This window comes from Bifidobacterium sp. M0307, from assembly GCF_016100445.1.
In the GTDB taxonomy this organism is placed as follows: domain Bacteria; phylum Actinomycetota; class Actinomycetes; order Actinomycetales; family Bifidobacteriaceae; genus Bombiscardovia; species Bombiscardovia coryneformis.
The window spans coordinates 446,022-458,407 of record NZ_JACFSL010000001.1 but is presented as its reverse complement, the minus strand read 5'-3'; the positions used below and the strand labels follow the sequence as shown (position 1 = coordinate 458,407).

Below are 12,386 nucleotides of genomic sequence, written 5' to 3'. Positions count from 1 at the left end.
CAGGTAGGATTGTGAGGGAAAGTCGCAAACACTACGGAAGTGAAGCTATGCATAACAGTGAGATGGCAGGCCAGGCAATGCCGCGTACAGGTCAGCAATACTGCATTCACCATGGGGATTACTCGGCAGTGGTGACCGAGCTTGGAGCCACCCTGCGTGTACTGAGGTACCAGGACCAGGATCTGATTGCGTCCTTCGAGCCCGACGGACTTGTCCCCTGCTCCAACGGATGCGTGCTGGTCCCCTATCCCAACCGAATCGAGGACGGGGAGTACACCTTCCAGGGCAAGACCTATTCCATGCCCATCGACGAGCACGGCAGGCGGACCGCCATCCACGGTTTCGGATACCGCTATTACTGGAAGCTTGAGCGCCTCAGCGAGTCCTCGGTGACCCTGGTCTGGCGTGTACCCGACCTGGCCTCCTACCCCTTCGACGTCCTGGTCGGCGTCACGTACACCCTGGATGACCGTGGACTGACCATGACCACCACGGCCACCAACATGGGCGATGAGGCTGCACCCTGGGCCTTCGGAATCCATCCCTGGCTGGCCAACGGGGCCAACGGGAAGGGCGATGCCATCCAGGAGGACAACGGCAGGTGCTCCCTCTCCCTTCCGTGCAGGACCCATATCATCGCCAGCCCAGACCGGCTCCTCCCCCAGGGCAAGGAGCCCGTTGAGGGACGTACGGATCTCAGGGAAGGCCCAAGCCTGGAGGGACAGGCCTTCGATGATGCCTGGACCGATGTCGACCGGGCCGGTGACGGAACCTGCACGGCGGTCTTCACCCGCCCCGACGGGATCCGGATTCAGCTCTGGGGCGACGAGACCATTACGTCCTGGCAGGTCTGCACCGGCACCGGTTTCGATGCCTCCTTCCGACCGGCCGGCGTCGCCGTGGAACCCATGACGGCCTATGCAAACGCCTTCCGCACCGGCGAGAATCTGGTGGTTCTCCAACCGGCATCGGTATATACCACCCAGATCGGGTACAGGGCGGAACGGGTCTGAACCGGCGGCCGGGACGGGTACAATCTGAGAATGGTCAAGTCGGTGTGCGATAATCGACAAGGCTTATAAGACCATCAGTAGCAAAGGAGTCCATTATGGGCATGCGCGGACGTAAGCGCAGGGATCGCCGCAAGAAGGCCGCCAACCACGGCAAGAGGCCGAACACCTGATCGTTGGCCCCGGTACCTATCGGTACCGGGGTTCTTTTTATGCGGACCCTCCCTGCATGGAAGCAACCGGACCTGTGTGGTCATCGAAGATCCACTACCACCAAGGGAGCCTCTGGATCGGCTAATTCCGACGGGCGGTGTCGCCTTCCTTCACCGAAGCATCCTCCAGTTGATCGAACATACGGCGCAGACGGTCAATCAGGCAGGCCGGCGCAGACTGGGGACGCAGATACTCCCGCAACTCCTCAATCAGGAGACGTTCCCTCTCATCGCAACAGGTCTCCGGGTCGAAGCAATCATCCACGGGTGCCATAGGGGTCTCATCGTGAATATGCAGGCTGGCGCTGGTGATGCTGACGGTCCCACGACTGTCGTCAGAGACGTACTGACTCACTTCAATGCGTCTATCCATCGCGATTCCCTGCTTCCTGAACAGTATCGGGGAACTCCATGCTCCCTGTTCAGCGGCCCCTGGTCGCTGTCCCTGACTTCATACTAGGACGGGCGGCACCTTCGCCGCCAGGTTCTGCTGAGGGCTTGCCCGGACTGGCCTTACCGGACCTGGACCCGCCAGATCCGTATCCACGCTCCTTGGCATAGCGTTCCAACTCCTGACGGAGCTGGGACCTGGCCCGGTTCAGCCGGCTCATGACCGTACCTATCTTGATGCTCTCTTCATCCGCCACCTGCTGATAGCTCTTCCCATCGATGGCGGCATCGATGAAGACCCGCCTGCGCTCCGGGCTGAGCCGGTCAAGGGCGGCCATGATCTCCTGGGGGGCGAAGGTCTCCAGATATTCCTGTTCCGCCGATTTGAGCCCCTCGGAACCATGCTCCGATGCGGAGTAGATATCCCAGTCGTTGTACTCACCGGTCGAGTCATTGGCCCGCTTGGGACGGCGCTTGGCCTTGTGATACTGGTTGAAGTAGGCGTTGCGTTCGATCGTGGTCATCCATGCCTCAAAGTTGCTGCCCGGCTCGAACCTGTCGAAGGCCTTGAACCCCCGCTCGAAGGTATCCTGCACCAGGTCCTGGGCATCATCGGGGTTGTTGGTCAGTCTCATCGCCTGACGGTAGAGCACATCCACAGCCAGCATGGCGAGCTCTTCGAACCGACGCTTCCTGTCTTCGAGCTCTTGTTGATCTGCCACGCCTCCATTCTGCCATTCGGCCGACCGGTACGGGGTTACGACATGGGTACCCCTTGCAGAAACTACCCAACCGAGAAGACCCTCGGCTACCATGTTCCCTGAAGGGAAGGTTTGCAACCATGAGCACCGTTCTTACAGCCTTGCACGAAGCGCTTGACTCCGCGCCTGAACAGGATATGACGACCAGGCTTGACCAGTCCTGGCTCCTGGGTTTCGACACGGAGACCACGGGCACCAGCCCCAATCAGGACAACATCGTATCGGCCAGCCTGGTACTGCGTAACCCCCGAACAGGGTATGAGGGTGATGCCGTGGCCGAGTGGATCATCAACCCAGGTCGGCATATCAGCGAGGGAGCCAGCCGGGTCAATGGCTTCACCGACGAATACCTGGCCGAGAACGGAAGCGAACCCGCCGAGTCGATAGAGCAGATCGCCGGGTTGATCATGACGGCCCAGAGCAAGCACATACCGCTCCTGGCCTACAATGCCCCCTTCGATGTACGTATGCTCAACGGAGACATTCGCCAATGGTGCTCAGGCAGGATGGAACCAATGCCCGAGAGGGAGCTCCTGGTGGTCGATCCGCTGGTCATCGACAGGGCCATTTCGCACCGTTCCGGGCGGCGGACCCTGACCTATACGACCGAATACTACGGGGTCGTTCCTCATGGAGATTTCCACGACGCAACCACCGACACGGTGGCCTCGGTGGATCTGATCGAGCCTATGACGACGCTCTACCCGCAGGTAGGCAGCATCACCCTGGGCGAGCTCATGGACTGGCAGCGTGATGCGCACAGAACCTGGCTGGAGCAGTTCAACGAATGGCTCGCCTCAAAGGGAAGCCGCCCGGCAATCGATACCTGGTTCTGAAACCTCCCCTCCCCCGCCCGGGGCTTTTGTCCATTCGGTCAAGGCGATGCCCCGCCAGGAGATTTCCGCCCCATGCCGATATAGACTTGGCTTCTGGTCGCGCCCGAGGCATTCCCGCCTACCGGCACAATCGACCAGATTCCCAATGGGTGAAGGGAGAGACGGCATGGCTCTGACGATGACTTCCGCACTGGATCTGCTGGGCAGGCACCACCTGCTCCGCGAGGTGATTCAGGGCGGGGACTGGTCCCTGGATGCTCCGAACCAGGACGGCGAGCCTACCGAGTTCAAGACGCTGACCTACGACACCCGCCAGGTGGAACAGGGCAGCCTCCTCTTCTGCAAGGGGAATTTCAAGCCCGAATACCTGGACGGATGCGACCAGGCCGGGATGGCTGCCTATGTGGCCGAGACGGACCTGTCCGAACGGTGCCAGGCCCCGGGCATCATCGTTTCCGACGTACGCAAGGCCATGAGCCTCCTGGCTGCGGCCCACTACGGATACCCGCAGGATGACCTCACCCTGGTCGGCATCACCGGAACCAAGGGGAAGACGACCACCGCCTACTTCCTCCAGAGTATGCTCAACCAGCTTTCGGACGGACGGGCGGCCCTCCTTTCGTCCGTCGACAACTGCCTGGACGGGCAGCACTACCGGGAGTCCGAACTGACGACCCCGGAGTCCCTGGACCTCTTCCGGATGATGCGGCAGGCCGTGGATGCCGGCATGCGCTACATGGTCATGGAGGTCTCCTCCCAGGCCTACAAGGTCGACAGGGTCTATGGGTTGACCTTCGACCTGGGCGCATTCCTCAACGTCTCCCCTGACCACATCAGCCCCATTGAGCATCCCACCTTCGAAGACTACCTGTTCTGCAAGCGCCAGCTCACCTACAACTCCAGGAAACTGGTCCTGGGGGCCGACTGCGCCCATGCCGACCTGATCAGGCAGGATGCGGCGGCCGCAGGCACACCGTTGACCACCTTCGGCATGGACAGAACCGAGGCGGGATCCCGGCCGCGACAGGATGCGGATTTCCTGGTCCGGCTCGGGGAACGTCACGAGGATGGCCCGGCGGACTCCTATTTGATTGGACCGGCCTCGGGCCCCATGACTGCGATCAATCCGTCCATGGACGGGGACTTCAATGCCCTGAATGCGTGTGCCGCCTTGGCCATGGTTCAGGCTCTCGGCCTGGAACCCGACCAGGAGGCCCTGAAGGCCATGGAGGAAGTAAGAATCGCCGGAAGGATGGAACACTTTGCCTCCGGCAATCGGGTGGCTTATGTGGATTACGCCCATAACCAGGCTTCGGTCAAGGCCCTCCTGGACTTCGTGGATGAGCAGTTCGGCAACCGCAACCCGGCTGTCACCCTGGTCTCCGGCTCAGCAGGCGACAAGGCCATCGACCGCCGCCAGGGAATCGTCCAGGCCGCCCAGAACAGGGTGGATCGGCTCATCATCACCGGCGACGATGAAGGCACGGAAGGAGCCGACCGCATCTGCCGGCAAATGCTGGGCTATGTGACCAATCCCGATCTGGACGTCTCGATCATCCTCGACAGGACCCAGGCCATCACCACGGCCATCCAGGAGGGGGCGGGCGACGGCACCGGGCTCCAGGTCATCCTGATCATCGGCAAGGGCGAGGAGCGCTGGATCAAGGTTGGTCACCAGCAGGTCCCCTACGAGGGCGATGACCGGATCGTGGCACGCCTCCTGGGAACCCGCAGCCATGACCTGGGTGCCACAGGCACACCCCGGGGATGAGCGGAGGGCGGGCTATATGATAGAAATCCGTACGAGTATTCCAACCGAGGTCAACACAGCAGGTGGTCCACACAGATGAAACGATTTCAGCCGGTCATTTTAGGTAGCGATATCAACGCCTACGGCATGGCCAGGGCCTTCCATGAGGCCTACGGACTGGTTTCGACCGCCTTCGCCCACTTCCAGCTGTCGCCGACCAAGTACAGCCGAATCATCGACGTCCATCTCGTCAAGGACTTCACCAAGCCCCAGGTCTTCGTCCAGGCTTTGACGGACTGGGCCAGGGAATACCTGCAGAAGCACCCCGGAACCACCCTCATCCTCCTGCCCTGCGGGGATACCTACGCCAACCTTCTGGATCAGGTTGGCGCACCCCTCCACCGGTATTTCGCGTTCAACGCCATCGATGCGGATCTGAACCGCAGGCTGAGCCTAAAATCCTCCTTCTACGACCTTTGCGAGGAATATGACCTTCCCCATCCGCTGACCAAGAGCGTGGACAAGGCCGGCGTGGAGGCCGGTGAGCATCGGAACCTCCCCTTCGACTACCCGGTGGCCATGAAGCCCGCCGACAGCGACGAGTGGCTGGGTATCGATTTCCCCGGACGCAAGAAGGCCTTCATCATCCAGGACCCGGAGGAGCTGGATATCCTGATACGCCGCGCCTACCAGGCGGGGTACACCGGCAGGATGGTCATCCAGGACTTCATTCCCGGAGGCGATGAGAACATGCGGGTGCTCAACGCCTACGTGGACCAGCACCATCGGGTGCGGATGATGTTCCTGGGGCACCCGTTGCTGGAGGACCCGACCCCTGAAGCCGTGGGGAACTATGCGGCCATCATCCCCGATTACAACCAAGGCATCTTCGACCGGATCAAGACGTTCCTGGAGGATATCGGCTACTGCGGGGTGGCCAACTTCGATATGAAGTACGACCCGCGCGATGATACATACAAGCTCTTCGAAATCAACCTCCGCCAGGGACGAAGCAGCTACGTGGTGACCCTGAACGGATTCAATCTTGCCCGGTACTTCGTTGAGGACCTGGTCGAGGACTCGGCATTCGACGGCCGCACCGTCTTCGGCCGGGGGCACAGGCTATGGATGGAAATCCCGCAGGACATCTTCCAGACCTACACCCAGCCGTCCAAGGACAAGGACAGTGCCCTGTCCATGATCAAGCGCGGCGACTGGGGAACCACCCTGGAGTACAGGCAGGACAGGAATCCCCTGCGCTGGCTGATGGTGCGGCATATGTTCTCCATCTACCGCAAACGCTATGCCCAGTACTTCAGGGACAAGGGAGGCCTGGCATGAGGAACTTCTTCGCCGTTCTGGGCGGCATGGGAACCATGGCCACCGAGAGCTTCGTGCGCGTTCTCGACAAGGAGACACACGCCACCCGCGATCAGGAGTTCCTGGACTATGTGGTCTTCAACCATGCCACGGTCCCGGACAGGACGGACTTCATTCTGGGGCGGAGCACGAATGACCCCTACCCCTACCTGGCCGAGGATGTGGACCAGGCCACCCGGATGGGTGCCTCCTTCATGGTCATGGCCTGCAATACGGCCCACCTGGTCCTGCCCCGCCTCCAGGACCGCACCACGGTGCCCATCCTGGACATGCCCCAGGAGACCATCGACTGGGCCGTGGAGCACTTCCCCTCCTCCACCCACCCCCGGATGGGGTACATGGGGACGGAAGGGTCCCGACATGCGGCCATCTACCACAGCCCTGCCAACAAGGCGGGCTACGACCTGGTAGACCCGGACCAGGCCCTCCAGGACAAGGTCAACGCCCTGATCTACCAGGATGTAAAGGAGGGCAGGTTCGACCGGGACCGGTATCTGGCCGTGGTCCAGGAGTTCCTGGAACATTACCACTGCGACACGGTATTGCTGGGCTGCACCGAACTGTCGGCCCTGAACGAGGTTTACCCCATGCCCGACCTGCCCATCGTGGACTCTCAGGCCATCCTGGCCCTATCCACCGTGCGACGGGCCAAGGAACTCCGGGCGGAATCATCCCACTGATCGACCCTATATCCGCGTAATTGCAGAAATAAGCAGCAGCAGAGGCGATTCAATCAAAGTTGTCGAAGAGCCTCTTGGGAACATGGTTCACTCCGCCCAGCACCCTGACGGCTTTGGGCCCGCACGGGCGGGCCCGGTCCGAAGTGGTTCACGGCGTTCCGTGTCGATGACCGATGAACCCTACCCTTCGTCCTGCTCCCTGTCGAGCTTTTGGGAGATGACGGACGTGACACCATCCCCACGCATGGTGATGCCGTAGAGCGAATCGGCGATGCTCATGGTCCGTTGCTGATGGGTGATGACAATCAGCTGGGCATGCTCACGCAGCTGGTTGAAGGCCTTGATCAGCCTGGTCAGGTTCACGTCATCCAAGGCCGCCTCGACCTCATCCATGACATAGAAGGGGCTGGGGCGCGCCGTGAAGATGGCAAAGAGGAGAGCCAGGGCCGTCAGCGAGCGCTCCCCACCCGAGAGGAGGGACAGCTGCTTGACCTTCTTCCCGGCAGGACTGGCCTCGACCAGCACCCCCGTGGTCAGGAGGTCATCCGGGTTCTCCAGACGCAGCCTGCCGGTGCCACCGGGGAAGAGGGTGCCGAACATCCGCTCGAAGGCTTCGGCCGTGTCGTCAAAGGCCTCCTTGAAGACCTGGACCATGGTCTTATCCAGGTCCTTGACCAGCCCCATCAGGTCGTCCCTGGATTTGACCACGTCATTGCGCTGCTCGTTCAGGTATCGGTTACGGGTCTGTAGGGCATCATATTCCTCGGTGGCCAGGGGATTGACCTTGCCCAGGGCGGCCAGGTCCCGTTTGGCCTTTTCGAGTCGTTTGACCTGCTCGGCACGAACATAGGGTACGGTCTTGCAAAGTCGGGTATCGGTCACCGACTCCGGAGATGAATCGGAGTCGGCCCCGTCCGCATCCAGGGGCACGGGGTTGCCCTCGTCGTCAAGGACCGGTACCGGTCTGTCCGGTCCGTATTCGCGGATGAGCTCATCGACCTCCATACCCAGGTCGTCATGAATCCGTTGCCTGAGCTGACCATCCTCAGTGGCCAGGCGTTCACGGTTCAGGTCCAGGGTGTGCTCACGTTCCTGGAGGGCGGCCACCTCGGGCTCCAACCCATCCCGTTCCTTGCGCAGACCGATCAGCTCCTGATCCTGAGCGGAGACCCGCTCCTGGAGGCGTTCCCGTTCCTGTGTGGCGGCCTCCATGCTCTTGGTGACCAGGCGGGACAGAAGCATGGATTGGGAGCTGATGCCCCTGAGTGTTCCGACCTCCTGGCGCCGCAGCTCGTTTTCCTTCTGCTGACGTTCCCTGCGTTGCTGCGCCTGATTGGCCTGATCCATGAGCAGTTCCGCCTGCCGGGTCAGGGAGCCGGCCTTCCGGTCGGCCTCCTTCCAGGTCAACCGGGCCTCCATCTCCCGGGACCGGGCCTGGTCCAGGGCACCTTCCAACTCCCCCGACCGGCGGTCCATGTCATCCAGGTCGACCTGGTCGTCCCCATTGGCCTCCGCCTTGGCCAGGCTTGACTTGAGGTCTTCCAGCTTCAGGGTGTGCATATGGATCTGCTCCTGAGCCTGATCCCTGCGCTCCCTCAGGTCCTGGAGCCGCGCTTTGACCTGCGCCGCCTGGGTCCTGGCCCCTTCCAGGGCACGGGCGGACTGTTCGGCTTTGAGCCTTGCCTCGGTCTGTCGGTTCCGGGCCTCCTCCACCCGCCTAATAGCCAGGTCCAGGGTCTTCCGGGCCTCCTCCACCTTGGGTGTGAGGGCTTCCGACTCCCGGACCAGCCCTTCGGATTCCGCCAAGGCCTTGTCCCGGCGGGCCACCAAGGCCAGGTCGCTGGTGGCCGGGGATGAACCGCCTACGGCCCCCACCCTGTCGAAAAGGTCTCCATCCCGGGTCACGGCCTGATCCCAATCTCCGGTTTCCAGAGCTTCCAGGGCGGCTCGACCGTCCTCTACAGCTGCCGTTCCGGCAAGCAGGAGGCGGATGGCCGCCAGAACCCTGTCGGCCTGGCCGCTTCCACCCTCCGAGGCTGCTTTGCGCGGTCCGACCAGCGATGCTGCGGACCTGTGGCCTTCGCCTTCCCCCGCACCCTTCTGAATGGCATCGTCCTGCACCACGTCACTCGGCACAAGCAGGGCCGCCCTGCCCAGTCTGTCATCACGGGCACGGTCCAGGGCCTTGAGCAGGGTATCGGGACCGTCCACGACGATTGCTCCGGCATAATCACGCAAGGCATGGGCCAGAGGTTCCTCCCAACCCTCCTCAACCTGAATGAAATCAGTGACGGAACCCAGGGAAACCAAGTCGTCCTGACCGGTCAGTTTGTCCGAGGCGCTCCTGCTCTCGATGGTGTCGGTCAGGGCATCGGCCTTGGCCTTGAGGGAGATGATCCGGGCATCGAGCAGGCGCTGCTGCTCTTCCAGGGCGTCCAGTTCCTGACAAGCCTTCGATTTGGCTTCCTGGGCCGATTCGATGCCCTGGGGATCTTCCTGGGCAGGCTCCCTGGACTCCTCCTCCAGAAGGTCCAGACGCTGTCTGGCCTGGTCCTGCTCCTTGGCCAGCCCCACCTCCTGCTGATCGAAGTCGTCCGTACGTCGCTGGGCCAGATCCAGGGCCGATTCCTCCTTGGCCACCATCTGTCGCAGGTCGCCCAGCCTGGCATCACGCCGCCGAGCGTTCTGTCGCAGCTCGGTCAGGGTTTGGCGGAGGGCCGCCAGCTGCTTCTCCTGGTCGGCCCTGGACTGCACCGCCTTGTCCAGGGCGATACGGGCATTGGACACCTGCGTTTCCTGGGCCTCAGCCTGATCTTCAAGCTCCTTGGCTCGTTTGCGCAGTATCTCCGGGTCGTCTCCCGGATGATCGATGATGCGTCCCTGGAGGGAGCGCGCCCGCTCGTCGGCCAAGGAGGCCATCGACCGGAACCGTTCCTGAAGCTGGGTCAGGTCATGCCATACCTGATTGATTCGCTCCATTTCAGGGTTCGATCTGCTGGAGACCGACTCAGCCTGTTCGATTTTCAGCTTGACCCGGGCAAGATCACGCTGACGCGAGGTCAGGTCCTGTCGGACACTCCCCATCTCCTGGCGGACCGAGACCAGCCCCTCCTTTGATTTCAGGGCATCCTCGGCATCGATCCTGGCCTGGGCGTCCCGCAGGGAGACCTGTATCTTGTCGGCCCGACGGGAAACCTTCGCCTGGCGGCCCAGCGGCCCCAGCTGGCGGTGAATCTCCCCTATCAGGTCATCAAGGCGCGACAGGTTGGTTTCCGTGTTGGACAGCTTGCGCAGGGCCCGCTCCTTGCGCTTGCGGTGCTTGAGTATCCCGGCGGCCTCCTCGATAAAGGCACGGTGCCCGCTCGGATCGGCCCTGAGAATCTCGTCCAGGCGCCCCTGCCCGACAATGACGTGCATCTGCTGGCCCAGGCCCGTATCGCTCAGAAGGTCCTGGATGTCCAGGAGACGGCAGGCAGATCCGTTGATGGCGTACTCGGAACCACCGTTGCGGTAGATGGTTCGCGAGATGGTCACCTCGGTATAGTCGATGTCCAGGGCATGATCGGAGTTGTCGATCGTCAGGGTCACCTGTGCCCGTCCAAGCGGCGGCCTGGAGGAGGTGCCTGCAAAGATCACGTCCTCCATGGAGGAGCCACGCAGACTCTTGGCCCCCTGCTCCCCCATCACCCAGGCCAGGGCATCCACGATGTTGGACTTCCCCGACCCGTTCGGGCCCACCACGGCCGTGATGCCGGGCTCGAACCGGAGGGTGGTGGCCGAGGCGAAGGACTTGAAGCCCTTGAGCGTCAGCTCCTTCAGGTACATCAGGCACGCTCCGATTTGGGCTTGTCCAGATCGGGGTTGTGGTGCTCCTTGAGAAGGGTACGGGCGTCGCCTGCGGTGACGAAACTGCCGCAGATCAGCACACCCCTGCCGTATCCCAGACCGGTCTCATCCTCAGCGTCGACCATGTTGACGGCCTCCTGGATGGCGTCGGGAAGGGAGTCCCTCCTGATGACCCGGTCGGGACCAAAGACCTGCTTGGCGATCTTCTCCAGGTCCTCGGCGGGCATGACCCTGTCACGCCAGGAGTTCTCGGTGACGATGATCTGGTCCATGATCGGCTCCAGAACACCCAGATAGTCCTCGACCTGTTTGTCGGCCATCATGGCCACCACCCCGACCAGCTGTTCGAAGTGGTAGTTCTCCTCGATGGCCTCCCTCAGGGACTGGGCGGCGTTCAGGTTGTGCCCGCCGTCGATGATGATGGTGGGCGAGTTGCGTATCTGCTCGATGCGCCCCGGAACGCGGACCTGGCTCAGGGCCTCGTCCACCAGATCCTGATTGAGGGTTCCGCTGACCGGGATGACGATTTCGGCTGCAGCCAGGGCAGCAAGGGCGTTGTGGGCCTGGTGGGCTCCGAACTTGTCGATGGGAACCTCGGCGTACTCCCCGTTGGGAGTGCGCAGGGTGGCCACCTGACCACCCACGGCGGGCATCCGGGACACCACCTCCAGCTCCTGCCCGTCATGGAGGACCCGGGCTGCACCACGCTCACGGGCGGCCGCCTCGATGATTGGCATGACAGCCTCCTCATGGGGCTGCGGCCCTACGATGACGGTGGAACCCTCCTTGATGATTCCCGCCTTCTCGGTGGCTATCTGTTCGACCGTGTCGCCCAGCCACTGCATGTGATCCAAGTCAACCGGACCGATGACGGCAACATCCGCATTCAGGACGTTGGTGGCGTCCCAGAGTCCGCCCATACCGACCTCAACAACCGCCACGTCCACGGGGGCATCCGCAAAGGCCCAGATGGCCATGGCCGTCAGGACCTCGAAGAAGCTCATCGGCGGCCGCCCCTCCTTGGCGAACCGGTCGTCGACGATCGTGATGAAGTCCTCAATCTGCCGGTATACATCCACGAAGCGCTCATCCGACAGCTCCTGCCCATCGATGGCGATCCGCTCGTTGATCCGCTCCAGGTGGGGGGAGGTATAGAGGCCCGTCCTCATGCCGTAGGTGCGGGCGATGGCCTCAGCCATCCGGGCCGTTGACCCCTTCCCGTTGGTTCCGGTGATGTGGATGACACGGAAGCTCTGCTCCGGATGCCCCAGGAGGTCCAGTATCAGGCTCATCCGATCCAGGTCCAGATTGGTGGTGTTGTGCTCGGCAGGGCGCGACATGATGGCACGCTCCACCTCACGGATATCTTGACCATCGCTGTTGGGTTCTTCGAATGACATACTCAGCCCTTGCTCCTGCTCCCGTACGGTACTAGCCCTACCTATTCTATGCGTCAGGGCGGTCCGGGCAGGCCTTCATCCCAAGGCCGAGATGCATCCCCCGCCCACCGTTCGCACAGCC

Annotated in this window: 10 protein-coding genes; 6 read left to right on the top strand and 4 right to left on the bottom strand. The window is 62.3% G+C overall.

What is annotated here, in order from left to right:
- Positions 1–62: 62 nt before the first annotated feature.
- Both H3V08_RS01735 and H3V08_RS07630 read left to right on the top strand, forming a co-directional pair.
- Positions 63–1,013, top strand: a complete 951-nt coding sequence (locus H3V08_RS01735) for an aldose 1-epimerase family protein (protein WP_033490791.1) — start codon at positions 63–65, stop codon at positions 1,011–1,013.
- Positions 1,014–1,108: 95 nt separating this feature from the next.
- Complete coding sequence (locus tag H3V08_RS07630; protein WP_099327425.1) at positions 1,109–1,183, top strand: 50S ribosomal protein bL37; 75 nt, start codon at positions 1,109–1,111, stop codon at positions 1,181–1,183.
- Between the two features lie 121 nt (positions 1,184–1,304).
- Here H3V08_RS07630 and H3V08_RS01730 read toward each other — a convergent pair whose 3' ends face one another.
- Together H3V08_RS01730 and H3V08_RS01725 are read right to left on the bottom strand one after the other, a co-directional pair.
- The gene (locus tag H3V08_RS01730) at positions 1,305–1,595 is read right to left on the bottom strand and encodes a hypothetical protein (RefSeq protein ID WP_232340052.1); all 291 of its coding nucleotides are present in this window, start codon (positions 1,593–1,595) and stop codon (positions 1,305–1,307) included.
- A 49-nt stretch (positions 1,596–1,644) separates the two neighbouring features.
- Positions 1,645–2,280, bottom strand: a complete 636-nt coding sequence (locus tag H3V08_RS01725) for a sigma-70 family RNA polymerase sigma factor (protein ID WP_198182075.1) — start codon at positions 2,278–2,280, stop codon at positions 1,645–1,647.
- A 173-nt stretch (positions 2,281–2,453) separates the two neighbouring features.
- Between H3V08_RS01725 and H3V08_RS01720 the strand changes: the two genes are divergently transcribed.
- The 4 genes from H3V08_RS01720 (at position 2,454) to H3V08_RS01705 (ending at position 7,019) form a co-directional block, all read left to right on the top strand.
- Positions 2,454–3,209, top strand: coding sequence for an exonuclease domain-containing protein (locus tag H3V08_RS01720; RefSeq protein WP_198181406.1), 756 nt, complete (start codon positions 2,454–2,456; stop codon positions 3,207–3,209).
- A gap of 166 nt (positions 3,210–3,375) precedes the next feature.
- Positions 3,376–4,980 (top strand): UDP-N-acetylmuramoyl-L-alanyl-D-glutamate--2,6-diaminopimelate ligase, encoded by a 1,605-nt coding sequence (locus tag H3V08_RS01715; RefSeq protein WP_198182074.1) that lies wholly within the window; start codon positions 3,376–3,378, stop codon positions 4,978–4,980.
- Between the two features lie 75 nt (positions 4,981–5,055).
- Positions 5,056–6,300, top strand: coding sequence for a carboxylate--amine ligase (locus H3V08_RS01710; RefSeq protein ID WP_198181405.1), 1,245 nt, complete (start codon positions 5,056–5,058; stop codon positions 6,298–6,300).
- On the top strand, positions 6,297–7,019 hold the full coding sequence (locus tag H3V08_RS01705; RefSeq protein ID WP_198181404.1) for an aspartate/glutamate racemase family protein: 723 nt from the start codon (positions 6,297–6,299) through the stop codon (positions 7,017–7,019). The genes H3V08_RS01710 and H3V08_RS01705 overlap by 4 nt, the downstream gene beginning before the upstream one ends.
- Before the next feature lie 180 nt (positions 7,020–7,199).
- Here the strand turns inward: H3V08_RS01705 and smc are convergent, their stop codons facing one another.
- A complete protein-coding gene (smc, locus tag H3V08_RS01700; protein WP_198181403.1) occupies positions 7,200–10,844 on the bottom strand; it encodes a chromosome segregation protein SMC in 3,645 nt (1,214 codons plus the stop codon).
- Positions 10,844–12,265 (bottom strand): bifunctional folylpolyglutamate synthase/dihydrofolate synthase, encoded by a 1,422-nt coding sequence (locus tag H3V08_RS01695; RefSeq protein ID WP_198181402.1) that lies wholly within the window; start codon positions 12,263–12,265, stop codon positions 10,844–10,846. The genes smc and H3V08_RS01695 overlap by 1 nt, the downstream gene beginning before the upstream one ends.
- Positions 12,266–12,386 lie beyond the last annotated feature (121 nt).